The sequence below is a fragment of the Microbacterium sp. EB106-03-03-XG65 genome, from assembly GCF_058791955.1.
Genome location: NZ_JBYTEB010000002.1, coordinates 357,932 through 381,646, shown reverse-complemented (window position 1 = coordinate 381,646; position 23,715 = coordinate 357,932). Strand labels below are relative to the sequence as shown.

Annotated in this window: 24 protein-coding genes and 3 tRNA genes; 18 read left to right on the top strand and 9 right to left on the bottom strand. The window is 68.3% G+C overall.

Features of this window, described 5'->3' with window-relative positions; translation table 11 throughout:
• Positions 1 to 5: 5 nt before the first annotated feature.
• On the top strand, positions 6 to 1,265 hold the full coding sequence (locus AC3WS6_RS15205; protein ID WP_492501865.1) for an alpha-hydroxy acid oxidase: 1,260 nt from the start codon (positions 6 to 8) through the stop codon (positions 1,263 to 1,265).
• 104 nt (positions 1,266 to 1,369) lie between these two features.
• Here AC3WS6_RS15205 and AC3WS6_RS15200 read toward each other — a convergent pair whose 3' ends face one another.
• From AC3WS6_RS15200 to AC3WS6_RS15185, 4 genes are all read right to left on the bottom strand, one after another.
• Positions 1,370 to 2,125 carry an HAD-IIB family hydrolase gene (locus tag AC3WS6_RS15200; RefSeq protein WP_492501864.1) on the bottom strand — a complete coding sequence of 252 codons (756 nt, stop codon included), beginning with the start codon at positions 2,123 to 2,125 and terminating at the stop codon, positions 1,370 to 1,372.
• 80 nt (positions 2,126 to 2,205) lie between these two features.
• Positions 2,206 to 2,282 (bottom strand) — tRNA-Pro (locus AC3WS6_RS15195).
• Positions 2,283 to 2,335: 53 nt separating this feature from the next.
• Positions 2,336 to 3,271, bottom strand: a complete 936-nt coding sequence (locus AC3WS6_RS15190; protein ID WP_492501863.1) for a metallophosphoesterase — start codon at positions 3,269 to 3,271, stop codon at positions 2,336 to 2,338.
• Positions 3,268 to 5,829: a transglycosylase domain-containing protein gene (locus AC3WS6_RS15185; protein ID WP_492501862.1), complete on the bottom strand. Its 2,562-nt coding sequence runs from the start codon at positions 5,827 to 5,829 to the stop codon at positions 3,268 to 3,270. The genes AC3WS6_RS15190 and AC3WS6_RS15185 overlap by 4 nt, the downstream gene beginning before the upstream one ends.
• Positions 5,830 to 5,908: 79 nt before the next feature.
• Between AC3WS6_RS15185 and sp36 the strand changes: the two genes are divergently transcribed.
• Positions 5,909 to 6,133 carry a Sp36 family protein gene (gene sp36 / locus AC3WS6_RS15180; RefSeq protein WP_492501861.1) on the top strand — a complete coding sequence of 75 codons (225 nt, stop codon included), beginning with the start codon at positions 5,909 to 5,911 and terminating at the stop codon, positions 6,131 to 6,133.
• Entirely contained in the window at positions 6,130 to 6,588 is a 459-nt protein-coding gene (locus tag AC3WS6_RS15175) for a RidA family protein (protein WP_492501860.1), read from the top strand. The genes sp36 and AC3WS6_RS15175 overlap by 4 nt, the downstream gene beginning before the upstream one ends.
• Positions 6,589 to 6,665: 77 nt before the next feature.
• On the opposite strand, the gene acs is transcribed toward AC3WS6_RS15175, so the two are convergent.
• Positions 6,666 to 8,633 carry an acetate--CoA ligase gene (acs, locus tag AC3WS6_RS15170; protein ID WP_492501859.1) on the bottom strand — a complete coding sequence of 656 codons (1,968 nt, stop codon included), beginning with the start codon at positions 8,631 to 8,633 and terminating at the stop codon, positions 6,666 to 6,668.
• A gap of 400 nt (positions 8,634 to 9,033) precedes the next feature.
• On the opposite strand from acs, the gene AC3WS6_RS15165 reads away from it, so the two are divergent.
• The 12 genes from AC3WS6_RS15165 (at position 9,034) to AC3WS6_RS15110 (ending at position 19,720) form a co-directional block, all read left to right on the top strand.
• Positions 9,034 to 10,047 carry a TadA family conjugal transfer-associated ATPase gene (locus AC3WS6_RS15165; RefSeq protein ID WP_492501858.1) on the top strand — a complete coding sequence of 338 codons (1,014 nt, stop codon included), beginning with the start codon at positions 9,034 to 9,036 and terminating at the stop codon, positions 10,045 to 10,047.
• Positions 10,041 to 10,940 carry a type II secretion system F family protein gene (locus AC3WS6_RS15160; RefSeq protein ID WP_492501857.1) on the top strand — a complete coding sequence of 300 codons (900 nt, stop codon included), beginning with the start codon at positions 10,041 to 10,043 and terminating at the stop codon, positions 10,938 to 10,940. Before AC3WS6_RS15165 ends, AC3WS6_RS15160 begins: the two co-directional genes overlap by 7 nt.
• 127 nt (positions 10,941 to 11,067) lie before the next feature.
• A complete protein-coding gene (locus AC3WS6_RS15155) occupies positions 11,068 to 11,277 on the top strand; it encodes a DUF4244 domain-containing protein (RefSeq protein ID WP_492502324.1) in 210 nt (69 codons plus the stop codon).
• Positions 11,277 to 11,621 carry a TadE family type IV pilus minor pilin gene (locus AC3WS6_RS15150; RefSeq protein WP_492501856.1) on the top strand — a complete coding sequence of 115 codons (345 nt, stop codon included), beginning with the start codon at positions 11,277 to 11,279 and terminating at the stop codon, positions 11,619 to 11,621. Before AC3WS6_RS15155 ends, AC3WS6_RS15150 begins: the two co-directional genes overlap by 1 nt.
• A gap of 28 nt (positions 11,622 to 11,649) precedes the next feature.
• A complete protein-coding gene (locus tag AC3WS6_RS15145; protein ID WP_492501855.1) occupies positions 11,650 to 11,979 on the top strand; it encodes a helicase in 330 nt (109 codons plus the stop codon).
• 97 nt (positions 11,980 to 12,076) lie between these two features.
• Positions 12,077 to 14,947: a type I DNA topoisomerase gene (topA, locus tag AC3WS6_RS15140; RefSeq protein ID WP_492501854.1), complete on the top strand. Its 2,871-nt coding sequence runs from the start codon at positions 12,077 to 12,079 to the stop codon at positions 14,945 to 14,947.
• Entirely contained in the window at positions 14,944 to 15,573 is a 630-nt protein-coding gene (gene tmk / locus AC3WS6_RS15135) for a dTMP kinase (protein ID WP_492501853.1), read from the top strand. The genes topA and tmk overlap by 4 nt, the downstream gene beginning before the upstream one ends.
• A gap of 96 nt (positions 15,574 to 15,669) precedes the next feature.
• The gene (locus AC3WS6_RS15130; RefSeq protein ID WP_492501852.1) at positions 15,670 to 16,827 is read left to right on the top strand and encodes a DNA polymerase III subunit delta'; all 1,158 of its coding nucleotides are present in this window, start codon (positions 15,670 to 15,672) and stop codon (positions 16,825 to 16,827) included.
• Positions 16,824 to 18,383 (top strand): alpha/beta hydrolase, encoded by a 1,560-nt coding sequence (locus AC3WS6_RS15125; RefSeq protein ID WP_492501851.1) that lies wholly within the window; start codon positions 16,824 to 16,826, stop codon positions 18,381 to 18,383. Before AC3WS6_RS15130 ends, AC3WS6_RS15125 begins: the two co-directional genes overlap by 4 nt.
• 73 nt (positions 18,384 to 18,456) lie before the next feature.
• A tRNA-Thr gene (locus AC3WS6_RS15120) sits at positions 18,457 to 18,532 on the top strand.
• Between the two features lie 79 nt (positions 18,533 to 18,611).
• A complete protein-coding gene (locus AC3WS6_RS15115) occupies positions 18,612 to 19,196 on the top strand; it encodes an isochorismatase family protein (RefSeq protein WP_492501850.1) in 585 nt (194 codons plus the stop codon).
• Positions 19,193 to 19,720 carry a DUF1697 domain-containing protein gene (locus AC3WS6_RS15110; protein ID WP_492501849.1) on the top strand — a complete coding sequence of 176 codons (528 nt, stop codon included), beginning with the start codon at positions 19,193 to 19,195 and terminating at the stop codon, positions 19,718 to 19,720. Before AC3WS6_RS15115 ends, AC3WS6_RS15110 begins: the two co-directional genes overlap by 4 nt.
• Here the strand turns inward: AC3WS6_RS15110 and AC3WS6_RS15105 are convergent.
• A complete protein-coding gene (locus AC3WS6_RS15105; protein ID WP_492501848.1) occupies positions 19,710 to 19,913 on the bottom strand; it encodes a hypothetical protein in 204 nt (67 codons plus the stop codon). The genes AC3WS6_RS15110 and AC3WS6_RS15105 overlap by 11 nt on opposite strands.
• Before the next feature lie 25 nt (positions 19,914 to 19,938).
• On the opposite strand from AC3WS6_RS15105, the gene AC3WS6_RS15100 reads away from it, so the two are divergent.
• Complete coding sequence (locus AC3WS6_RS15100; protein WP_492501847.1) at positions 19,939 to 20,460, top strand: CGNR zinc finger domain-containing protein; 522 nt, start codon at positions 19,939 to 19,941, stop codon at positions 20,458 to 20,460.
• A gap of 24 nt (positions 20,461 to 20,484) precedes the next feature.
• On the opposite strand, the gene AC3WS6_RS15095 is transcribed toward AC3WS6_RS15100, so the two are convergent.
• The 3 genes from AC3WS6_RS15095 to AC3WS6_RS15085 all read right to left on the bottom strand — a co-directional run bounded on the left by AC3WS6_RS15095 (position 20,485) and on the right by AC3WS6_RS15085 (position 22,017).
• On the bottom strand, positions 20,485 to 21,033 hold the full coding sequence (locus AC3WS6_RS15095; RefSeq protein ID WP_492501846.1) for a type 1 glutamine amidotransferase domain-containing protein: 549 nt from the start codon (positions 21,031 to 21,033) through the stop codon (positions 20,485 to 20,487).
• A gap of 109 nt (positions 21,034 to 21,142) precedes the next feature.
• Positions 21,143 to 21,215 (bottom strand) — tRNA-Lys (locus tag AC3WS6_RS15090).
• Between the two features lie 130 nt (positions 21,216 to 21,345).
• Positions 21,346 to 22,017: a fasciclin domain-containing protein gene (locus AC3WS6_RS15085; protein ID WP_492502323.1), complete on the bottom strand. Its 672-nt coding sequence runs from the start codon at positions 22,015 to 22,017 to the stop codon at positions 21,346 to 21,348.
• A 271-nt stretch (positions 22,018 to 22,288) separates the two neighbouring features.
• Between AC3WS6_RS15085 and sigK the strand changes: the two genes are divergently transcribed.
• Both sigK and AC3WS6_RS15075 read left to right on the top strand, forming a co-directional pair.
• Positions 22,289 to 22,888, top strand: a complete 600-nt coding sequence (sigK, locus tag AC3WS6_RS15080; RefSeq protein WP_314426017.1) for an ECF RNA polymerase sigma factor SigK — start codon at positions 22,289 to 22,291, stop codon at positions 22,886 to 22,888.
• Complete coding sequence (locus AC3WS6_RS15075; protein WP_492501845.1) at positions 22,885 to 23,694, top strand: anti-sigma factor; 810 nt, start codon at positions 22,885 to 22,887, stop codon at positions 23,692 to 23,694. The genes sigK and AC3WS6_RS15075 overlap by 4 nt, the downstream gene beginning before the upstream one ends.
• Positions 23,695 to 23,715: the final 21 nt, after the last annotated feature.

Sequence of the window (23,715 nt, the reverse complement as noted above, 5' to 3'; positions counted from 1 at the left end):
CAGCGATGGTCCAGCGCCAGCTCCCCAACCCCGCAGAGCTCCTCGAGCTCATGCAGTTCAAGAAGCCTCAGCTCGACGGAAAGAAGCGGCGCCTCGACGGTGCGCTGACGATCGACGACCTGCGCGCGATCGCCAAGCGCCGCACGCCCAAGGCGGCTTTCGACTACACCGACGGTGCCGCAGAGGGCGAACTGTCCCTCACGCGGGCACGCCAGGCGTTCCAGGACGTCGAGTTCCACCCCGGCATCCTCCGTCCGGCGCCCGATGTCGACACGTCCGTCGAGATCCTCGGCGGACCGTCCGCGCTGCCGTTCGGCATCGCTCCGACCGGCTTCACCCGTCTCATGCAGACCGAGGGCGAGGTCGCCGGTGCCGGAGCAGCGGCAGCCGCCGGCATCCCGTTCACGCTCTCGACCCTCGGCACGACGTCGATCGAGGGCGTCAAGGCAGCGAACCCGCATGGCCGCAACTGGTTCCAGCTCTACGTCATGCGCGATCGCGAGATCTCATACGAGCTCACCCGGCGCGCGGCGGCGGCCGGCTTCGACACGCTGCAGTTCACGGTCGACACCCCGGTCGCGGGTGCGCGCCTGCGCGACAAGCGCAACGGCTTCAGCATCCCGCCCCAGCTCACCCTCGGCACGATCATCAACGCGATCCCGCGCCCGTGGTGGTGGTACGACTTCCTCACCACTCCGAAGCTCGAGTTCGCCTCGCTCAGCACCACCGGCGGCACGGTCGGTGAGCTGCTCGATGCGGCGATGGACCCGACCATCAGCTACGACGATCTCGCCGTGATCCGTGACATCTGGCCCGGCAAGATCGTGATCAAGGGCGTACAGAACGTCGAGGACTCGGTGCGGCTGCGCGACGCGGGTGTCGACGGCATCGTCCTGTCCAACCACGGCGGGCGTCAACTCGACCGCGCGCCGATTCCGTTCCACCTGCTTCCCGAGGTTCGCAAGGCCGTCGGCGACGACTTCACGGTCATGGTCGACACCGGCATCATGAACGGTGCCGACATCGTCGCCGCGGTCGCCCTGGGGGCCGACTTCACCCTCATCGGGCGCGCCTACCTCTACGGGCTGATGGCCGGTGGCCGGGCCGGCGTCGACCGCACGATCGAGATCCTGCGCACCGAGATCGAGCGCACCATGCGCCTTCTCGGCGTCGCCTCGCTCGCCGAACTCGAGCCCTCGCACGTCACACAGCTCACGCGTCTCGTGCCGGTCGCGCGCGCCGCATCCGACGTCGTGGTGAGCTAGCCGCACATCCCGCCCTCGCGTCGCGTCCTCGAGCATCGTTCGAGGGCGCGCGTGAGGGCGCGCGTGCGCACGGTTTCTGCGGCCGGTCGATGCGCCGGCTCGGGTCAGAGCATCTTCAGCAGCTCGTCGAGCTTGTCGGCGGTGTCTTCCCAGCCGTCGACGGCGACCGAGGGCACGCCGATCGCGCGCACGGGGTAGTCGTTGCCGCCTTCGTCGAGGCGGTCCCCGTAGAAGAGCATCGAGCCCAGGGGGATTCCGGTGCGCTCGGCGAGCTGGCGCATGCCGTAGGCCTTGTCGATCCCCGCGCGGGTGATGTCGATCGACGTCGAACCGCCCGAGCGCACCTCGAGGCCAGGCAGTCGCGCCGCCACGGCATCCCGCAGGGCCTCGCGCTTCGAGCCTGTCGGGTCCCAATCGTGCTTGGCGTCCCGGGGAGCCGTCTGGCCGAGGGCCGAGAACGTGATCTGCGAACCGCGGTCCTCGAGGATCTCGCCCCACGGCTCGGCTTCCCACAGGCCGAGGCGCTCAGCCTCCTCGCGCAGGGCGGAGAGCGCCGCAGACTTCTCTTCGTCGCTGAGGTCGTGCGCGTACAGCGGGGTGAAGTCGCTGCCGTCGTGTCGCAGATAGCGGGTGCCGCAGGTCGGCAGCAGGTGCAGGCGGGCGACGGCCGCGGCATCGGCGTCGGTGAGCTGGGCGATGACCTGCGCGCGGAACTGCGCCTCGTTGCCGCCCGAGATGATCGCGACGTCGACGGTGCGCAGCAGCGCGAGCAGCTGCGCGGCGATCCGGGGACTGATGGCGCCCTTCGAGGGAGCGAGCGTGTCATCGAGGTCGAAGGCGACGAGGGCAGGCGTGGTCATGATCTTCCCAAGATACGGGGCGGATGCCGGAGCAGCCGCCGTACAGAGAAGGCCGCCCGTGAGGGCGGCCTTCGTGTCACTGGTCGGGGTGACAGGATTTGAACCTGCGACCTCTTCGTCCCGAACGAAGCGCGCTACCAAGCTGCGCCACACCCCGTTTTGCAACCCTCCGAGTCTACAAGAGAGGAGGGTGAAACGGCGAATCGACGCTCAGTCTCGGGCCGTGAGTGTGAGCAGCGTCGCCTCGGGTCGGCACGCGAAGCGCACCGGCGCGTAGATCGAGTGTCCGCAGCCCGCGCTGACGTTGAGAGGCACGGTGCGCCCGTCGGTCGTCCACGTGCTGAGGCCCTTGGCCTGCTTCAGCGGGATGTCGCAGTTCGCGACGAGCGCGCCGTAGCCGGGCAGGCAGACCTGACCGCCGTGCGTGTGCCCCCCGAAGATCGCCTCTGCACCCAGATCGATGAAGCCGTCGAGCACGCGCTGGTAGGGCGCATGCGTCACACCGATCACCGAGGTGGCGGCATCACGAGGACCGAGACGGTCGATCGCGGCGGGCAGGTCGTCCAGACGATCCCAGTCGCGGTGGGCATCGCTGACTCCGAAGAAGTCGACCTGGTTGCCGGCCACCGTCATGCGGGCCGCGGTGTTGTTCAGAGTCGCCCAGCCCAGCTCGGCGCTGAAGTACGCATCCATCGCGGCGGTGTCGAGAGTGGAGGCCTTCTGGTGCTTCTGTGACGGGCCCATGAAGTACCGGAAGGGGTTGCGCGGTGACGGCGCCGTCACATCGTTCGATCCGTGCACGAAGACGCCGGGGATGCCGGCGAGCGGATCGAACGCGCGACGGATGCCGTCGAGCCCGTCGCGGTGACCGAGGTTGTCACCGGTGTTGACGATCAGATCAGGCTTCAGCTGGGCGAGCGAGGCCAGCCAGTCCTGCTTGCGATGCTGCCACGGCGCCATGTGGGCATCCGAGATGTGCAGCACGCGAATAGGGGCGGAGCCGGGTGCCAGCGCGGATGCCGTGGCCTCGCGCACCGTGAACAGGTAGCGCTCGATGCCGATGCCCCACACTGCTGCCGCGGCACCAGCGGCCCCCACCGCGCCGAGCGCGATGAGGGCCGGGTGTGCTGATGTGCGGGCGGTCACTTGCAGGTGACCGTGATCGACGTGCTCTTGCTCGTCGCCGTGTTCGCGGCGGGGTTCGTGCTCTCAACAGTCGATCCCGGCGGGTTGCACGAGTTGTCGAACGAGATCGACGAGAAGCCGGCGCCGAACAGCGCGTTCTGCGCGTTCGACTTCGACTGCCCGGTGATGTCGGGCACGGTGGCCGCCTGGCCGTTGCTCGGCGAGATCGTCACGGTCGCGCCGCTCGCGGCCTGGCCGGCCGGGTCCTGCGCCATGATGACATCGCCCTCGGGGCCGTCGACCGGGGCGCCGACGACGACCTGGAAGCTCTTCTCGCGCAGCGCCTGCGTCGCAGCATCCACAGACATGCCGACCACGTTGGGCACGTCGGTGAGGATCTGCCGGCTGAGGTTGTTGTCCGGTGCCGGGAACGCCTCGCCGCCGTAGAGGTCGTTGGCCGCGCCCTGCATCGTCTTCGCGAGGATGTAGCGCATGGCGTTCAGGTCGGTCCCGCCCCAGCCCTGGCGCAGGATGCTGGCCGTACCTTCAGAGCGTCCCACCCAGACCGAGGTGGTGACCTGGGTGCTCGACTCGATCATCATGGTTCCCCACGACTCATGCGTTCCGGTCTTGCCGATCAGGGGCACGCCGTCGTTCGTGTTGGCGCGGTTACCCGTGCCGCCACCGTTCATGACGCCCTGCAGGGCGAAAGCCGCGGTCGCAGCCACCTCGGGCTTGATCACCTCGGAGCAGCTCTGTTCGGGGATCGGCAGCTCGTTTCCTTCAGCGTCGACCACGCGGTCGATCGCCCGAGGCTCGCAGTGGACACCCTTGTTGGCGACGGTCGCATAGGCACCGGCCATCGCGAGCGGCGAGATGTACTTCGGGCCCAGGATGTCGTAGGGCGCCGGCGGGTCGTCGGTGGTCTTCTTGCCGTTCGACAGCGTGACGCCCATGCGGTCGGCGACCGCGTTGATCTCGCAGAGGTCGAGCTTCTCGGCCATCGCGAGATAGCCGCTGTTGAGCGAGTCCGCCGTGAACTTGAGGACGTTGCCGGTGTAGCCGCCCTGGTTGCCGAAGTTCTGGATCTTGGTGCGGTTCGTCAGCGTCTCGTCGCCGCAGCGGAACTTCGTGAACACGCGGTTGTTGGCGTTGAGGGTCTCACGCACCGAATGCCCGTTCTCGAGCCAGTCGATCAGGGTGAACAGCTTGTAGGTCGAGCCGACCGAGAAGCCGTTCGATCCGCCGTGCGCCTTGTCGGTCGCGAACACGAGCGAGGAGTATGCCTGGTCGCCCTGGATCGTCTCGCTGAAGTTGGTGTTCTGCGTGATCGCGAGCACTCGACCGGTCTGCGTCTCGAGCGAGACGCCGGCCGCACCGAAGTACTGGTTGTCGTAGTTCGCGGGGACCGTCTCGAGCATCTCGGCCGCCGCGGCGTTCTGGATGTCGATGTTCATGGTCGAGTAGATCTTGAGACCGCCCTGACGCAGCAGGTCGCGGCGGTCCTCCTCGGTCTCACCGAAGGCGGGGTCGGTCAGCACGACCGACTTCACGTACTCGCAGAAGTACGCGCTGCGAGCGATGTTCACGGCCGCAGCGCAGCCCTGGGTCGGCTGGCTGATCGCCGGTCCGATGGGGGAGGCGTTGGCCTCGTCGAACTGCGCCTGCGTGATCTTGTTGTTCGCGAGCATGCGCTCGAGCACGTAGGTGCGGCGTTCCATCGTCTCGGCGTAGCCGTCGGCCTCGCTGTTGTGCCCGACGCCCTCGTCATCCGTCCAGGTGCCCTGCGGCTGGTCGATGCGGTACTGGTTCGGGTTCTGCACCATGCCTGCGATCGTGGCCGCCTGAGCGAGGGTGAGGTTCGCCGCGGTGGTCGAGAAGTAGTAGTTGGCCGCCGACTCGATGCCGTAGACCGTGCCGCCGAAGTTCGCGATGTTCAGGTAACCCAGAAGGATGTCGTTCTTCGAGTACTCCTTCTCGACCTGCAGAGCGAAGCGCATCTCCTGGAGCTTGCGCTCCACGCCCTTCGCGCCGTCGGCGTTGGTCGCGTCCAGCCAGCACTGCTGCAGGTCGTCGGCGTAGGTGCCCGAGGCCGGGTCCGCCTCCTGCTCGCACTCCTGGATCAGCACGTTCTTCACGTACTGCTGCGTGATGGTCGACGCGCCGCGGTCATCGGTGCCGCGCAGGTTGTCGACGAGGGCCTTGGCCGTCGCGCCCACGTTCACGCCGCCGTGGCTGAAGTAGTCCTTGTCCTCGCTCGAGAGGATCGCGTCGAAGACGACGGGGTTGATCTGCTCATACGTGACCGGGATGCGGTTCTGCTCGTAGAACGAGGCGAGCTCGATCTCGTTGCCGGCCGAATCGGTCGCGACGATGGTCGACTGCTCCATGGGTCGGTTGACCTGGAGGTTGGCGGGAAGATCCTGGAAGATCGTCAGCGCCTGCGAGCCTGCGATACCGGTCATCGCGAGGACCGGGGTGACGCTGGCCGCGACGAGGAGTCCGGCGACAGCGCTCAGTCCGACGAGCCCGAGGACTCCACCGAGCGCACCACTCACCGTGCGATTCTTTTGGGGCATACGCTTGATCGTAGGGGAGTTCCCTGAATACAGCCTTTGACGCATCTGCGGGTCGCGGATGCGGCCAGACAGGAGTGCCATGACCACGTGGGAATACCTCACCACGCCGCTGCTCATCCACAACACCGCCGCGATCCTCAACAACTGGGGCAAGCAGGGCTGGGAGCTCGTCCAGGTCGTGCAGGGGCCTGAGGGCGGACTCGTCGCCTACTTCAAGCGCCCGGTGACGTCGGATGCCGCGGGCAACGCCGGACTCGCCGCCGCCGCGCAGGCGTCCCGCCAGTTCGAGGGTGGTGCCGCGTGAGCCTCTCGACGCGCCTCGCCGAGCTCGGCATCGAGCTTCCTGCGGTCGCAGCCCCGGTCGCCGCCTACGTCCCCGCCGTCGTGCACGAGGGCCTCGTCTACACCTCCGGCCAGCTCCCGTTCGCGGACGGTGCGCTGCCCGCGACCGGCAAGGTCGGCGCCGAGGTCTCCGCCGATGACGCCAACGCCTATGCCCGCACCTGCGCGCTGAACGCACTCGCCGCCGCTGCGGATGCCGCCGGCGGTGTCGACAACATCGCCGGAGTCCTGAGGGTCGGAGGGTTCGTCGCATCCGTCCCCGAGTTCACCGGACAGCCGGGCGTCATCAACGGGGCGAGCCTGGTGCTCGGCGAGATCTTCGGCGATGCAGGGCGCCACGTCCGCGCTGCCGTGGGTGTGCCGGTGCTTCCGCTCGACAGCCCGGTCGAGGTCGAGGTGACCTTCATCCTCGCCTGAGCGAGCTGCATGCCGAGAACGCCCCCTCCCGTGATCGGGAGGGGGCGTTCTGCATCCGGTCGTGCGGTGCGGGCGCTCTACTTCACCTGTGCCGAGATGATGCTCATCACTGCGGTGTCGGCGAGAGTCGTCGTGTCGCCGACCTCTCGGCCCTCTGCGACGTCGCGCAGCAGACGCCGCATGATCTTGCCCGAGCGGGTCTTGGGCAGCTCGCCCACGATGTAGACGTCGCGAGGGCGCGCGATGGCGCCGATCTGCTCGCCCACCCACTGCCGCAGCTGCTGCGCGAGACCTGCAGGGTCGTGCGCCGACAGGTAGCTCTCCTTGATGATGACGAAGGCCACGACGGCCTGGCCGGTCGTCTCGTCCGCAGCGCCGACGACCGCGGCCTCGGCCGTGGCCTCGTGGGCCACGAGCGACGACTCGATCTCGGCGGTCGACAGACGGTGCCCGGAGACGTTCATCACGTCATCGACGCGACCGAGCAGCCACAGGTCCCCGTCGGCGTCGAGCCGCGCACCGTCGCCGGCGAAGTAATAGCCCTGCTCCTCGAACTTCTCCCAGTACGTCTCCTTGTAGCGCTCGGGGTCGCCCCAGATGCCGCGGAGCATGCTGGGCCACGGCTCGGTGACGACGAGCAGGCCCCCGTTGCCGTTGCCCACCTCGACGCCCGCCTCATCGACCACGTCGATCGAGATGCCGGGAAGCGGGACCTGCGCGGAGCCCGGCTTGGTGGACGTCACGCCGGGCAGAGCCGAGACCATGATCGCGCCGGTCTCGGTCTGCCACCAGGTGTCGACGATGGGGGTCTTGCCCGCGCCGATGACGTCGCGGTACCAGATCCAGGCCTCGGGGTTGATCGGCTCGCCCACCGAGCCGAGCAGACGCAGCGACGACAGATCGAACTCCGCGGGGACGCTGCGGCCGATCTTCATGAACGAGCGGATCGCGGTCGGAGCCGTGTAGAAGACCGAGACCTTGTACTTCTCGATGATCTCCCACCAGCGGCCCGGGTGCGGGGCATCGGGGGTTCCCTCGTAGATCACCTGGGTCGCACCGTTCGCGAGCGGACCGTATGTGACGTAGCTGTGTCCGGTGATCCAGCCGATATCGGCCGTGCACCAGTAGACGTCGGTCTCGGGATGCAGGTCGAACACGTACTTGTGCGAGTACGCCGCCTGCGTGAGGTAGCCGCCGGAGGTGTGCAGGATGCCCTTGGGCTTGCCGGTCGTGCCGGAGGTGTAGAGGATGAACAGCGGATTCTCGGCGGGGAAGGCCCGGGCGGTGTGCTCGGGTGAGGCGCTGGGCACCGCCTCGTGCCACCAGATGTCGCGCTCGGCGTTCCAGTCGACCTCGTTCTCGCCGCGACGCACCACCAGCACGTGCTCGACGGTCTGCTGCTCTCCGTCACCGCGGTCGGCCAGCGCCTGATCGACCGCGGGTTTGAGCGCCGAGACGCGACCCTTGCGGTACCCGCCGTCGGCGGTGATCACGAGCTTCGCCCCGGCGTCGTCGATGCGGGACCGCAGGCTGTCGGCGCTGAAGCCGCCGAACACGACGGAGTGGATCGCGCCGACCCGCGCCACGGCGAGCATCGAGGCGACGGCTTCGGGGATCATCGGCAGGTAGATGGCCACGCGGTCGCCGTGACCGATGCCGAGCCCTTCGAGCACGTTGGCGACCCGCTTGACCTCTTCGGTGAGCTCGGCGTACGTGATCGTGCGGGAGTCGCCCGGCTCGCCCTCCCAGTGCAGGGCGACGCGGTCGCCGTTCCCCGCCTCGACATGGCGGTCGAGGCAGTTGTACGCGACGTTCAGCTCGCCGTCGTCGAACCACTTCGCGAACGGGGGAGTCGACCAGTCGAGCACCTGGGTGAAGGGCTTGTGCCACTCCAGCAGCTCGCGGGACTGCTCTGCCCAGAACGCCTCGCGATCGGCCGCCGCGCTCTCATACAGCGCGGGGGAGGAGATCGTCTGAGCGACGAAGTCCTCGGAGGGCGGGAACTGGCGGGTCTCATCGAGGAGATGATCGATCTGGCTGCTCATCGGCAGGCGCTCCTTTGCGGCATGGCAGGTCGTGCGGGCTGAACGCGGGGGTGACGCGATCAGGTCAGGGCGAATCTAGCCCCGGCCGCAGACATCGCCTACCGCCGAAAGTCGGTACTCCGGCGGGTTTTGTCAGGACGGTCGCCTTGCGTACACTCGACGACAGCCGAATAATCATTCCGGCCTTGGCGTGCCCGAATCCCCCGAAAGGGCCCGCCGTGGGCGGCATCTCATTCCCCCCGTGAGATGTCGCCCAATTCTGTGGGAGCGCTCCCGGGGTGCGATCGCTCCCGACGTCGTCTCTCTGCACGACCCGCGTCGGGACGGTGTTGCTCACAGGTGGTGTCGGCCGCGGACTCGGGGCCCTCGTGCCCGCCCGCCTCGCGCCTACCGTCAGGGCATGCCTGATTCCTTCGTCATCCGTCCGCGGGCGACGCCGCCCGCCGGCGGCCGCGCTCCCGAGGTCCGCGTCGATGCGATCGCGATCGATCCCGCGTTCGGTCCGCTGCGCGAGTACTGCGCCGACCCCGACGTCACAGACGTCTTCGTGAACGGGCCCGCGGGGCTCTTCGTCGATCGCGGGCACGGCACCGAGGCGGTGCCGGGCTGGAGCGCCTCCGAGCGCGAGGTGCGCGACCTCGCCGTCGCGCTGGTGGGTCTCGGTGGGCGACACCTCGACGATCAGGCGCCCTGCGTCGACGTGCGGCTCGATTCGGGCATCCGCGTGCACGCTGTCCTCGCCCCGGTGGCGACGGCGGGAACAGCGCTGTCGATAAGAGTGCCGCGCGTGCGAGCCGCCGATCTCGACGCTCTCGCCGCGCTCGGCACCTTCGACGCACGGCGGCAGAGCTGGCTGCTCGGACTCGTGCGCGACCGCGCGAACATCCTCATCACCGGCGGCACCGGGACGGGCAAAACGACGTTGCTCTCGGCACTGCTGTCAGCGGCGCCGGCCTCGGAGCGGATCGTCACCATCGAGGATGTCGCCGAGCTCAGGCCGCGGCACCCGCATCACGTGGCGCTCGAAGCACGGCAGTCGAACCTCGAGGGCGCCGGAGGGATCAGCCTCGCGCGTCTCGTGCGGGAGTCGCTGCGCATGCGGCCGGACCGTCTGGTGGTGGGGGAGTGTCGCGGAGAAGAGGTCCGCGAGCTTCTGACGGCACTCAACACGGGTCATGACGGAGGGGCGGGCACGCTGCACGCCAGTGGTCTGGGCGACGTCCCCGCGCGGATGGAAGCGCTGGGCGCGCTCGCCGGGATGGATGCGGCGGCACTCGCGCGTCAGGTCGTCAGCGCGTTCACCGTGGTGCTGCATCTCGAACGCGCGCCCGACGGCCGGCGACGCATCGGGCAGGCGGGGGAGTTCGGACTGGCCGGTGATCGACTCACCATCGCCGAGGTGCAGCCGTGGTGAGAGCCCTGAGGCGCGGGCCGGTCGACGACGGCGGTGCCGACGCCGCCACTTCGGTGCACACGCTCGCCGTGCTGCTGCAGGCAGGAGCGGTCCCGCTGACCGCCTGGCGCCATCTCGGCGACACGGGAGACGCTCATGCGGCGGCGGTCGTGGAGCGTGTCGCGCAGGGCGCGCCCCTCGTCGTGGCGATCGAGTCCGAGGGGGGAGCGTGGCAGGATCTCGCTGCGGCCTGGGAGGTCGCGACCACGGTCGGCGCACCGCTGGCGGAGGTGCTGCGCATGATCGCCGAGACTTTGCGGGACTCGGCGTCCGCCGCCGACGATGTGCGCATCGCGCTCGCCGAGCCCGCCGGCACCGCGCGACTGCTGCTGTGGATGCCGTTCGCCGGGCTGCTGCTGGGTCTGGCGCTGGGCTTCGACACCCTGTCGGTCGTGGTCGGCGACCCGATCGGCGCCGTCTGCATCGGGTCGGGACTGCTGCTCGTCGCTGCGGCGCGACTCTGGACGAACAGGCTGCTCCGTCGAGCGCGACCGAGACCCGGCACACCGGGTATGCAGGCAGAGCTCGTGGCCGTGGCGCTGTCGGGTGGCGCGTCGGTCGAGCGGGCACTGCGCCTCGTAGAAGAGAGCCCGGCTTCACGACACGGCGATGAGGCGCGCGTCCGCTCGGTGCTCGACCTCTCCCGCGCCGCCGGAGTGCCGGCCGCGGAACTGCTTCGAGCGTCGGCCGCACAGGACAGGCATCGATCTCGCATCGATGGCCGCCTGCGGGCCGCGAAGCTGTCGACGCAGCTGCTCATACCGCTCGGCGTCTGCACGCTCCCTGCATTCCTGCTGCTCGGCGTCGCCCCCTTGCTGCTGAGCGTTCTGGCGTCGACGCCACTGCCGCTCTGAGCCTTGACCACCGCTACGCCTTCGACCACCGGATGCCTGCGCATCCACACAGAGAAAGAGGAACGCCATGAACACACGCACCACGAGGAACCACGGAGGCGCCCTGCGCACCGGGCGCACACCGAACGTGAAGGGAGGGCCGGATGTCTTCCCTCCGCTCACTCGTCGACGAGCCGCCTCGCTGTTCGGAGACGACTCCGGTGCCGCGACGGCCGAGTACGCGATCACCACCATGGCGGCGGTCGCATTCGCCGGCCTGCTGGTGGTCATCATGAGGTCGGGTGAGGTGCGCGGCATCCTCACCGATCTCGTGCGCCGTGCTCTGACGGTGGCCTGATGCGCGACCGGGGAGATCGCGAGCGCGGATCCGTTGCCGCCGAGCTGGCGCTCGCCCTCCCCGCGGTCGTGCTGACGCTGCTGCTCGGCGCCGGGGCTCTCGGCGCTGCTTCGCGCCAGGTGGCGCTGCAGGACGCTGCGGCAGACGCCGCGCGGCTGCTCGGTCGGGGAGAGGATCCGGGTCGTGCCGAGAGCGCTGTGATCGCGGCTGTTCCGGGGGCATCGATGTCGAGCAGCCCGTCCGGAGACCTCATCTGCGTCACGGCTCGTGCCGATGTATCGATCGGGACCGTCGTTCGAGTGCCCCTGCACGCGTCGAGCTGTGCGCTCGCGGGAGGGTTGTGATGAGGCATCCAGACAGAGGCCTCCGCTGATGGCGGGCTCGGCCCTCGCCGCGGGCGTGCTCTCGGTCGCCGCAGCGCTGTCTCTCGGGCTCGCCGCCGTCGGCGGTGCGGCCGTCACGGCGCAGCGCGCGGCCGGGGCTGCGGATGCCGCCGCGCTCGCCGCCGCCGATGCGGCCAGCGGCGCGATCGTCGTCGTCGATGACCCCTGCGCGGTGGCAGCACGAGTCGCTGCCGCCGCCGGCGGCTCGCTCACAGGCTGCGTCGTCGAGGGCTTCGTGGCGACCGTGCAGGTCGAGGCGGCGTACGCTGGACTCGCAGCCGTCTCCCGCGCCCGAGCTGGGCCACCCGACGGAAGATGACGGCTGAACGAGGCACGGTCCGGCGAAATGTCGGCGACCACTGTGACGAACCCATCACGGCGGTGTGTATGGTGTGCTTCGAAGAAAGGATGCTCCCTTGGCTCAAGGCAAGAAGCTCGTCATCGTCGAGTCTCCGACGAAGATGCGGTCGATTCAGGGGTATCTCGGCGACGGCTACGAGGTGCTGAGCTCGGTGGGGCACATCCGCGATCTCGCGGACAAGAAAGACATTCCGGCCGCTGACAAGCAGGCCTACGGCAAGTACTCGATCGACGTCGACAACGACTTCGACCCCTATTACGTCGTCTCCGATCGCAAGACGAAGACCGTGGCCGAACTCAAGCGGGCGCTGAAGAGCGCCGACGAGCTCCTGCTCGCCACTGATGAGGACCGCGAGGGCGAGGCCATCGCGTGGCACCTGCTCGAGACTCTGAAGCCCAAGGTGCCGGTCAAGCGCATGGTCTTCCACGAGATCACGAAGGACGCGATCCAGGCTGCCATCGGCAACACCCGCGAGCTCGACACGGACCTCGTCGACGCTCAGGAGACCCGCCGAATCCTGGACCGCCTGTACGGCTGGGACGTCTCGCCCGTGCTCTGGTACAAGGTAAAGACGGGCCTCTCGGCCGGACGAGTGCAGTCCGCCGCCACCCGCATGATCGTCGAGCGCGAGCGCGAGCGCATGGCGTTCGTGTCGGCCGAGTACTGGGACGTCGAGGCGCTCGCCTCGTCGTCGTCGGGATTCCGTGTGCGCCTGGTCCGCGTCGACGGCGGACAGCTCGCCCGCGGCACCGACTTCGACGACACCGGAAAGCTCAAGAAGGCCGTCGTCATCCTCGACGAGGAGAAGGCCGCTGCTCTGGCGCACGCGGTCGACGCGGCAGGCACGGGCGCGGTGACCAAGGTCGAGGCGAAGCCCGGAACCCGCAGCCCCTACGCCCCCTTCACGACCTCGACGATGCAGCAGGAGGCCGGCCGCAAGCTCTCGATGAGCGCGAAGCAGGCGATGAGCGTCGCCCAGCGTCTGTACGAAAAGGGTTACATCACCTATATGCGTACCGACTCCGTGGCGCTCAGCACCCAGGCGGTGCAGGCGGCACGCAGCCAGGCGGTGGCGCTCTACGGCGATACGGCTGTGCCGCTCAAGCCGCGCGTCTACAAGTCGAAGAGCAAGAACGCGCAGGAGGCGCACGAGGCGATCCGTCCTTCGGGAGAGACCTTCCGCACGCCGAAGTCCGTCTCGTCCGAGCTCGACCGCGAGGAGTTCCGCCTCTACGACCTCATCTGGAAGCGCACGGTCGCCAGCCAGATGGCGGACGCCAAGTACGAGACCACGACGGTCACGATCCTGGTCGATGCCGCAGGTCAGAAGGCCGAGTTCACGGCATCCGGCACCGTCTACACCTTCAAGGGCTTCCTCGACGCATACGAAGAGGGTCGCGACGAGAAGCGCAACGACAAGGACGCCGACGAGAACCAGTCGCTGCCGATCGTCGCCGTCGGCGATGAGCTGCGCATGTCGGATGCCGAGGCCAAGGGCCACCGCACGACCCCGAAGCCGCGCTACACCGAGGCGTCTCTCGTGAAGGCTCTCGAGGAGCACGGCATCGGCCGGCCTTCGACGTTCGCGAGCATCATCGGCACCGTGATCGACCGCGGGTACGCGACCAAGCGCGGCCAGGCCCTCGTGCCGACGTGGCTCGCCTTCAGCGTCGTGCGGCTGCTCGAAGAGCACTTCGCCGACCTCATCGACTACGACTTCACGGCCGCGCTCGAAGACGACCTCGACGCGATCGCGCGAGGCGAGCAGAAGCGCGTCGAGTGGCTGCGCTCCTTCTATTACGGCTCGGATTCGCACGTCGGACTCCGTCAGACCGTCGACAACCTCGGCGAGATCGACGCCCGGGCGCTCAACTCCACGCCGATCACCGAGAACGCGACGCTCCGGTTCGGAAAGTACGGCCCCTACCTCGAGGTCGCGAACCCCGAGGCCCCCGACGAGAAGCCGCGCATCGTCAACGTGCCCGAAGACCTCGCACCCGACGAGCTCACCGCCGAGAAGGCCCAGGAGCTCATCGACGCACCGGTCGCGGGCGACCGTGTTCTGGGCACCAACCCCGAGAACGGCAAGATCATCGTGGTCAAGGACGGCCGCTTCGGGCCGTACGTGCAGGAGAACGATCCGGTGTCCGACGACGCCGCGGTCGACGAGGCCACGGGCGAGGTCGTAGAAGCGCCCAAGCCCAAGCGCGGAGCCAAGAAGGACGCGGCTCCGAAGCCGCGCACCGGGTCGCTGTTCCGTTCGATGTCGGTCGACACCATCGATCTCGACACCGCGCTGCAGCTGCTCAGCCTTCCTCGCGTGGTCGGCACCGACCCCGAGACCGGTGACGAGATCACCGCGCAGAACGGTCGTTTCGGCCCGTACCTCAAGAAGGGCACCGATTCGCGCTCGCTCGAGAGCGAATCGCAGATCTTCGACGTCACGCTCGACCAGGCGCTGGAGATCTACAAGCAGCCGAAGTACGGAGCGGGCTCCCGCCGTGCGTCGAGCGCCCTCGCCGAGTTCGAGGCCGATCCGGTGAGCGGCAAGCCGATCCGCATCCGCGACGGTCGCTTCGGGGCATACGTGACCGACGGCGAGACCAACGTCACGATCCCTCGGGGGCAGAAGGTCGAGGACATCACGTTCGAGACCGCTGTACAGATGCTGGCCGACAAGCGTGCGAAGGGTCCGGCGCCCAAGCGCGGCGCCGCGAAGAAGGCTCCCGCGAAGAAGGCTCCCGCCAAGAAGGCGCCTGCCAAGAAGCCCGCCGCCAAGAAGCCTGCCGCCACGAAGCCCGCCGCCAAGAAGGCGTCTGCCAGCGCAGCGACGGATGCCGAGAAGGCTGCTGCCCGCTCGGCTGCCGCCAAGAAGGCCGCCGCGACCCGCGCCGCCAACGCGGCCGCGAAAAAGGCCGGTCAGTGACCTCACGCTCCGGAGTGTGGATCACGCTCGAAGGCGGCGACGGCTCGGGAAAGACCACGCAGTCCGACCTGCTCGAGAGCTGGCTGGCGAGCGAGGGGCGCACGGTCGTGCGCACTCGTGAGCCCGGCGGCTCGGAGGTCGGCAACCTCATCCGCGACATCGTGTTGCACCATCGGGGTGACATCGCGCCGCGCGCCGAGGCACTGCTGTACGCCGCCGATCGCGCGCACCACGTGGCGACGGTCGTGCGCCCGGCCCTCGCGCGCGGCGAGGTCGTGCTGCAGGACCGCTACCTCGACTCCTCGGTCGCGTATCAGGGGGCGGGCCGCGTGCTCGATGCAGGCGAGGTCCGCGATCTCTCGCTCTGGGCCGCCGAGGGCGCTCTGCCCGATCTGACCGTGCTTCTCGATCTGGCGCCCGAGGCTGCGCGAGTGCGTCTCGACTCCGCCGACAAGCCGTTCGACAGGCTAGAGGCGGAGAAGACCGAGTTCCACGCACGCGTGCGTGACGCCTATCTCGCGCTCGCCGCCGCCGAGCCGGAGCGCTTCCTCGTGCTCGACGCCGACGCGTCGCCGCAGGTCATCGCCGAGCAGATCCGCGTCCGGGTGCAGGAGCTCGTGGGCTGAGACCACGACGCGCGCTCTGCGTCATCGTCGTGTCGCGCCTGCGCGCCTGTCGCGGCACCGTGCGTCGACGTCGGTGGGCCCGATTAGGCTGAGTGCATGCCTCAGACCGTCGCCGCCCCTTTCCCGTGGGCCGATGTGTGGGGGCAGGATGCCGCGGTCGAGACGCTGCGAACGGCAGCGTCCGATCCCTCCGCGCTCTCGCATGCGTGGCTGATCACGGGTCCGCCCGGGTCAGGGCGGTCGACGCTGGCCTACGCGTTCGCCGCCGCGCTGGTCGCCGATCGGCGCGATGATGAGGCTGCCATGCGTCAGGTGCTCGCCGGGACGCATCCCGACGTCACCGCGCTGCGCACCGACAAGGTGATCATCACGATCGCCGAGGCGCGCGCACTCGTCGAGCGCTCGTACTTCGCCCCCTCGGCCGGCCGGTACCGCGTGATCGTCGTCGAAGACGCAGACCGCATGGTCGAGCGCACATCGAACGTGCTGCTCAAGGCGCTCGAAGAGCCCCCCGAGCAGACCGTGTGGATCCTGTGCGCTCCCAGCGAGGCCGATCTGCTGCCGACCATCCGTTCCCGTGTCAGGTCGCTGCGACTGCGTGAACCCGACGTCGCCGACGTCGCACGCCTGATCACGCTGCGCACGGGGGTCGACGAGGCGGTCGCCGAGCAGGCCGCCCGCCATGCGCAGCGCCACATCGGCATGGCGCAGCGACTCGCCACCGATGAGGCGGCGCGCAGGCGGCGCGATGAGACCCTGAGGTCGGTGCTGGCGGTGCGCGGAGTCAACGACGCGGTCGAGGTGGCGGGGCGCATCATCCAGGCGGCCACCGATGACGCCAAGGCGCTCACCGCCGAACGCGATGCGGCCGAACGCGCGTCGCTCCTGCGAACGGTGGGGATCGCCGAAGGGCAGGCGGTACCTCCCGCACTGCGCAGCCAGATCTCGGCACTCGAAGACGATCAGAAGAAGCGGGCGACACGCAGCCTGCGCGACGGCATCGACCGTGTGCTGACGGATCTGCAGTCGATGTTCCGTGACGTGGTGATGCTGCAGTTCGGTCGCGACGACGAGTTGATCAACCGCGAGTTGCGCGAAGAACTCGCAGCTCTCGCCGCCGCATGGCCCGAGACCCGTACCCTGGTCGTACTCGACCACCTTGCCGAGACTCGGCAGTCGCTGGAGCGCAACGTCGCACCGCTGCTCGCCCTCGAGAGCTTGCTCGTGACTGTCACGAGCGGGAGGACACCGTGAACCACCGACCGACTTCCCGCACGCGGCGCGTCGCCGCCCTCATCGCCGGACTCGCCGCCGTCTCCGTCGCGCTCTCGGGCTGCCTGTACGCCGCCATCCCTGAGGCGGCGGAGCCGAAGCCCTCGGTCACGAAGGCGCCCGATACCGAGGGCGTCGCCGCCGACCTCCTGCCCTTCTACGGTCAGACGCTGACCTGGACGGAGTGCGGCACCGGCTTCGACTGCACCGACATCACCGCACCGCTCGACTGGGAGAACCCCGGCGAGGCCGAGATCACGCTGTCGGTCGTCCGTCACCAGGCGACAGGAGAAGCGCAGGGATCGCTGCTCACGAATCCCGGCGGCCCCGGTGCCAGTGGTGTCGAGCTCATCCGCGACAGCCTCGACTTCGCGGTCGGCGCCGACCTGATCGAGAACTTCGACGTGATCGGGTTCGACCCTCGCGGGGTCGGCGAGTCGTCGGCCGTCACATGCCTCGACGCGCAGGGTATGGACGACTACCTCTACACGATCCCGACGGCGAAGCGCGGCACCCCGGAGTGGGAGGCCGAGCTGCTCGAGAACGCCGAGGAGTTCGCGCAGGCGTGCGACGCCAACAGCGGAGGCATCCTCCCGCACATCACGACGGTCAACTCTGCGCGCGACATGGATCTCATCCGGGCGGTGCTGGGCGACACCGAGCTGAACTATCTGGGCTATTCGTACGGCACGTTCCTCGGGGCGACCTATGCGGCGCTGTACCCCGAGAAGGCCGGTCGGCTCGTGCTCGACGGCGCGATCGATCCCGCCGTGTCGGGCCTCGACGTCGGTGCGACCCAGGCGCTCGGCTTCGAATCCGCGCTTCGCGCCTACATGCAGAACTGCCTCGACTCGGGAGAATGCCCTTTCAACGGCACGGTCGATGAGGCGATGGCCGACCTCGGTGCACTGCTCGCGAGCGTCGACGCCACTCCTCTGCAGGGCGGCGACGGACGCATGCTCGGAGCCGACGCGCTGATGACCGCCATCATCGCTGCCCTCTACTCGGCCGAGAACTGGACGTATCTCACGCAGGCGCTCGACGAGACGCTGCAGGGTGACCCCACGACCGCTTTCTTCCTCGCCGACTTCTACAACGGTCGCGATCAGAGCGGCACCTACCTCGACAACTCCACCGAAGCGTTCCGCGCCTACAACTGCATGGACTATCCGGTCGAAGACGACCCCGCCGCCGAGGCGGCCACTGAAGCGAAGATCGCGCAGGGGGCCCCGACGATCGCCCCGTACTGGAGCGGACCCGATCCGTGCGAGGTGTGGCCGTACCCGCCCACAGGCACTCGGGGAGAGATCCGGGCAGAGGGCGCGGGGCCGATCCTGGTGATCGGAACCACGAACGACCCGGCCACGCCGTACGAATGGTCCGAGTCGCTCGCCGCGCAGCTCGAAGAGGGCGTCCTGATCACCCGCGTGGGCGAGGGGCACACGGGCTACAACAAGGGGAATTCGTGCGTCGACGGCGCCGTGGAGGCCTTCCTGCTCGACGACACAGTGCCCGAAGACGGCCTCCGCTGCGAGTGACCGGCAGAGTTCTCGAGGGGCCCGACCGGCCGATTCGCGATGTCGCGCTCGCTCGGGTAATATCGATGATCGCGCCGCTTTAGCTCAGTCGGCAGAGCATTTCACTCGTAATGAAAAGGTCGTCAGTTCGATTCTGACAAGCGGCTCCACCAGGCCCCGTGATGCGAAGAACATCACGGGGCCTTCTGGTTCCCTCCGCCGGACGCGGTCGGGGCGTACCCTCGAAGCATGAGCAGAGCGCTTCTCATCGTCGATGTACAGAACGATTTCACCGAGGGCGGCGCACTCGCCGTGACGGGCGGCGACGCCGTCGCGGCCGCGATCACGGCATTCCTCGCGGCGCACGCCGACGACTATGACGTGATCATCGCCTCGCGCGACTGGCACGACGCGCACGGTGACAACGGCGGACATTTCGCGGAGACACCTGACTTCGTCGATTCCTGGCCCATCCACTGCGTCGCCGGAACCGAGGGGGCGGAGTACGATCCTCTTCTCGTCACGGATGCCGTCACGCATCACGTGCACAAGGGGCAGGGGCGGCCGGCGTACTCGATGTTCGAGGGGGCGACTGAGTCCGGCGACACGGTCGGCGCGATCCTGACATCGGCCGGCGTGCTGACGGCCGATGTCGTCGGAATCGCCACCGATCACTGTGTGCGTGCCTCAGCCCGCGATGCGATCGCCCACGGCGTGCGGGTGCGTGTGTTCACCGATCTGGTCGCCGGCGTGGGGCCGGAGTCGAGCGAGGCCGCACTGGCTGAACTCGCGCACGCGGGCGCGGAGCTGACCGAGAGCGGTGCTGCGGCGTGAGCCGCAGCGTGCTGCTGCTGCGCGCCGTCAACGTCGGCGGCCGAGGCAGGGTGCCCATGGCCGAACTGCGCGCTCTGCTCGCTCCCGAACTCGGCGAGGTCTCCACCTATATCGCGAGCGGGAACATCATCTGCGAGCACCCGGACGATCCGACCGCGGCCCGGGCGCGGGTCCGCGAACTGATCGCGACGGAGTTCTCGGTCGACACTCCGGTGATCGTCCGCACGCATTCTGAACTCGCGCGGGCTGCGGAACGGCATCCGTTTCCTGACGCGTCCGACAGGATGCTGCATGCGATGTTCCTCGAGGGTCCGGCGTCGCCCGATGCCGTCGACGCACTGCAGCAGCGACTCGTGCCGGGGGAGCGGATCGAGCTGGTCGGCGACGATCTGTGGATCGATTACGGCGAGAGCGGGGTGCAGGACACCAAGCTCACGAAGGCCGTTCTCGATCGCGCGCTCGGTGTCGCCGGCACGGCGCGAAATCTGCGCACGGTGAAGAAGCTCGCAGAACTCACGGCGTAGACGTCGGGCGGCTCAACGCCGTCGGTGCGAACGACGGATGCGAGTGCAGATCGACCCGACGCGCAGCGCAGTTCACGCAGTGCACGTAGACCACGATCCCTTCACTGGTCGGATGCCGCGACTCCGTGATCCACGCGTGCTCGTGCGGCGCAGGGAGCGGGACGGCGATCGGGAGAGTGTGCAACGAGGTCATGCATCCAGCGTGATGTAATGGCCTTATGCATCTCAACCCTTACGGAGAATATGCGGTGCTGCTCGCCGCGTCTCTGGCCGACGACTTCCCCGCAGACCGAAGCGGCATCGAGCAGCGGACGCTCGAGATGGGCATGACGATGACCTTCCCTCCCGCTCCCGATGATCACGAGAGGGTGCGGTCCGTGATCGACGATTGGCTGCAGATCGTCGACGAACGCGATCCTGCCGCCCGTGCCGTCATCCTCAACGAACAGATGGCGCGAGCGGCTGCGTATCCGCGCCTCACGAACCACGACGGCGAGGGGTGGCATCTTCACTACAGGGACGATGTGGAATCGCTGCCCTACGTCCTCAGAGCGATCTTCGCGGTCGGTACCTCGCTGCACCTGGCCACGCGTGGGATGGGCCGTCTGGGGCGCTGTGAGGCGTCGCCCTGCACCCGGGTCGTCGTCGACGTCACTCGCAACGGCAGGCAGCGCTTCTGCTCGGTGCGCTGTGCGAACAGAGCGGCGGTCCGGCGTCACAGAGCTCGTGCGAGCGCGTGACACCGAACCGCCGGATGCCTTTTGTCAGGCCGTCTGGCCCGCGTGCCGCCCTTCGGCGACTTCTTCGACGAGCTTCGCGTTGAAGGCGGGCAGGTCGTCGGGTGTGCGGCTCGACACGAGTCCCTGATCGACCACGACCTCTTCATCGACCCAGGTCGCCCCTGCGTTGCGCAGGTCGGTCGCAAGGCTCGGGTAGCTGGTGAGCGTGCGGCCGTCGACGACGCCCGCCTCGATCAGGATCCAAGCTCCGTGGCAGATCACCGCGACGGGTTTGTGCTGCTCGAAGAACGACCGTGCAAGAGCGATCGACGGCTTGTCGAGTCGCAGATGATCGGCGTTCACGACGCCGCCGGGCAGTACCAGAGCGTCGAACTCGTCTGCCTTCGCATCCGCCGACGTGAGGTCGACATGCTGCACATGGCCGTTCTTGCCCTTGATCTGTGCGCCGTCCGGCGCGATGAGGGTCGCGCTCGCGCCCTCGCCCTGTACGGCTTCCCAGGGGCTGGTGAGCTCGCTGTCCTCGAATCCGTCTGTCGCCAGGAATGCCACTCGGCTGTCGGTGAGAGTCGCCATGATGCGTCCTTTCGTAGAGGGTCGAGTCCCGCATGGGGACACATCGACCCTCTCGTATGATCCGGATGCCGAGAAGGGGGTGGCCGGAACGAGACGACGGTGATAACGGTGGGCCCCGTGGGGCTCGAACCCACGACCCGCGGATTAAAAGTCCGATGCTCTGCCAACTGAGCTAGAGGCCCGCATGTCCATCCTAAGGGCGCACAGAACAGGCCGCCGACGAGGTGACTCGTCGACGGCCCGTTCGTCTGCCCGCCATCCTCCCCCGAGTGGGGGCAGTATGTGCCGAGGGTCTAGCCCGGCGTCCCGTGCTTACTCAGCCGGGGGCATCAGCACCGTGTCGATGAGGTACACGGTCGCGTTGGCGGTCTGGACTCCACCGCAGATGACGTTGGCGTCGTTGACCATCAGCTCGTCTCCGCTGCCGGTGACCTCGACGTCAGCGCCCTGCACCGTGGCGTGGGTGCCGACGATCTCGTCGGGGGCGATCTGGCCGGGAACCACGTGGTAGGTCAGGATCGAGCTCAGCGTGGCGCTGTCGGTCTTGAGACCCTCGATGGTGGCCGGGTCGATCTTCGCGAAGGCGTCGTCGACCGGGGCGAACACGGTGAACTCGTCACCGTTCAGCGTGTCGACGAGGTTCACGTCGGGGTTGAGCTGACCGCTCACGGCTGCCACGAGCGTGGTGAGCAGCGGGTTGTTGGAAGCGGCGACTGCGACCGGGTCCTGAGCCATGCCAGCGACGGATCCGTCACCGTCCGGCACTGCCTCCGCGTAAGCGGCGCAACCGGGGCCGACGAGGTTCGCGGCCGGGTCCATCGTGCCGGTGTCGGCCTCGGGCGTCGTCGTCTCGGACGTCTCGGGAGCCATCGACTCCGACGGCTCGTCGGTGGCGGTGCCGCCCATGGAACATCCGGCGAGCACGAACGCGCTTGCCAGGCCGAGGGTGATCGCTGCGGTGACCTTCTTCTTGGTGCTGAACATCTCGAGCTCCTTGAGAATCTCAGCCACGGCCTCTCCGTGGCGTTGACAGTCGTTCGGAGCCCCCCTCGGAACGGATGGGACTTTCTTGAAAGAAAATCGAGATCCACCGAGATCCCATCCGTTTCCGGGGCCGTGCCGAACGAGTTTCGACGCCTCGCGTTAAGAGGAATCCTCGACGCAGGAGACGCCAGGATCCACCGGGACGAGATCGGTGAGATCTTTTCCGTCACTTTCAGGTGACGGTTGCGCAGGAATGCATGGAGGATGCGGCATGCTGGTAGAGATGGTCATCGATGGGATGGACGTACCCGAAGACGGTACGGCACGGGATGCTGTCGCTGACCTGCTCGTTCGCATCGGCGACGGCGATCAGCGCGCGTTCGCCGAGCTGTACGACATGCTCTCCTCACGCGTCTTCGGCCTCATCCTCCGAGTCCTTGTCAACCGCTCTCAGAGCGAGGAGGTGCTCCAGGAAGTTTTTCTGGAGATCTGGCAATCCGCTTCCAAGTTCGCTCCGAACAAGGGGCAGGGAAGAACCTGGGTGATGACGATCGCGCACCGTCGTGCGGTCGACCGGGTGCGAGCATCTCAGTCCAGCGCGGATCGGGATGTGCGTGCCGGGTTCAGAGACATCGGCGTCGCGCACGACAGTGTCGCGGAGACGGTCGAACTGGGCATCGAGGGTGAGAAGGTCGTGAATGCGCTCTCGGGTCTTCCCGAGGCGCAGCGCGAAGCTCTCGTTCTGGCCTACTACGGCGGATACAGTCAAAACGAAGTGGCAGTGCTCGTGGGAGCACCGCTGGGGACGATCAAGACCCGGATGCGAGATGGGCTCTCGCGTCTCAGGACAGCTATGGGGGTGACAGCATGAACGAGCAGGAATTCGCAGAACTGGCAGCAGGCGCGGCCCTCGATGCGCTGTCTCCCGACGACGCGCAGCGATACCACGCCGCGCTCGTCGCGCACCCCGAATGGCAGAGGATCGTCGACGCGGATGCCGAGAGCGCCGCTTTCCTCGCGGCGGGATCGCCGCTCGCCACTCCCGCACCGAGCGTGCGTTCGGAGCTCCTCGCACGGATCGCCGCGACTCCGCAGACCGGCGCTGTCGGCGACGTGTCGATCACGGGCAGCCGAGAGATCACTGCCGACGTCGGCGAGACCGACGTCCGCTCATCCGTGCCGGAGACCGCCGCCGGTGCCACGGCTCCGAAGGCCCCCGCACACCCTCTTCGAGTGCTCTTCGCGCTCGCCGCGTGCCTTGCACTCCTCGTCGGTGTCGGCGTCGGGGCTGTCGCGCTGAACGATTATGTGAATCGCCCGGCCAGCGTCGTCGCCCTGCAGGACATCCAGTCGGCGGATGACGCCCAGAAGGCGTCCATCGAGCTCGCCGACGGAGGCACCGCGACCGCGCACTGGTCGGCGTCGCTGGGAACCGCGGTGCTGGTCGCCGACGGCATCGAGCCGCTTCCCGAAGACCGCGCCTACGAGCTGTGGTTCGTGCGCGGCGACACGCCCATCTCGGCCGGCGTCTTCGAGGCCGACGGAGGAGACGCCACCGCCGTCCTCGCCGGCGAGATGCACGAGGGAGACGTGATCGCGGTCACGATCGAAGAGGCCGGGGGCTCGCCCACAGGGCTGCCGACGACCGAGCCGGTCATCGCGATCCCGACCGCCTGACGCCACCGATCGCGCGTACCC

Coding starts and splice junctions, on each gene's coding strand:
- AC3WS6_RS15200 (WP_492501864.1), bottom strand. CDS start 2,125: ATGACCACGCCTGCCCTCGTCGCCTTCGACCTCGATGACACGCTCGCT.
- sp36 (WP_492501861.1), top strand. CDS start 5,909: ATGACCACGTGGGAATACCTCACCACGCCGCTGCTCATCCACAACACC.
- AC3WS6_RS15115 (WP_492501850.1), top strand. CDS start 18,612: ATGAGCAGAGCGCTTCTCATCGTCGATGTACAGAACGATTTCACCGAG.
- AC3WS6_RS15205 (WP_492501865.1), top strand. CDS start 6: ATGGTCCAGCGCCAGCTCCCCAACCCCGCAGAGCTCCTCGAGCTCATG.
- AC3WS6_RS15075 (WP_492501845.1), top strand. CDS start 22,885: ATGAACGAGCAGGAATTCGCAGAACTGGCAGCAGGCGCGGCCCTCGAT.
- AC3WS6_RS15185 (WP_492501862.1), bottom strand. CDS start 5,829: ATGCCCCAAAAGAATCGCACGGTGAGTGGTGCGCTCGGTGGAGTCCTC.
- AC3WS6_RS15150 (WP_492501856.1), top strand. CDS start 11,277: ATGCGCGACCGGGGAGATCGCGAGCGCGGATCCGTTGCCGCCGAGCTG.
- AC3WS6_RS15130 (WP_492501852.1), top strand. CDS start 15,670: ATGCCTCAGACCGTCGCCGCCCCTTTCCCGTGGGCCGATGTGTGGGGG.
- sigK (WP_314426017.1), top strand. CDS start 22,289: ATGCTGGTAGAGATGGTCATCGATGGGATGGACGTACCCGAAGACGGT.
- AC3WS6_RS15095 (WP_492501846.1), bottom strand. CDS start 21,033: ATGGCGACTCTCACCGACAGCCGAGTGGCATTCCTGGCGACAGACGGA.
- AC3WS6_RS15145 (WP_492501855.1), top strand. CDS start 11,650: ATGGCGGGCTCGGCCCTCGCCGCGGGCGTGCTCTCGGTCGCCGCAGCG.
- AC3WS6_RS15165 (WP_492501858.1), top strand. CDS start 9,034: ATGCCTGATTCCTTCGTCATCCGTCCGCGGGCGACGCCGCCCGCCGGC.
- AC3WS6_RS15105 (WP_492501848.1), bottom strand. CDS start 19,913: ATGACCTCGTTGCACACTCTCCCGATCGCCGTCCCGCTCCCTGCGCCG.
- acs (WP_492501859.1), bottom strand. CDS start 8,633: ATGAGCAGCCAGATCGATCATCTCCTCGATGAGACCCGCCAGTTCCCG.
- AC3WS6_RS15100 (WP_492501847.1), top strand. CDS start 19,939: ATGCATCTCAACCCTTACGGAGAATATGCGGTGCTGCTCGCCGCGTCT.
- AC3WS6_RS15085 (WP_492502323.1), bottom strand. CDS start 22,017: ATGTTCAGCACCAAGAAGAAGGTCACCGCAGCGATCACCCTCGGCCTG.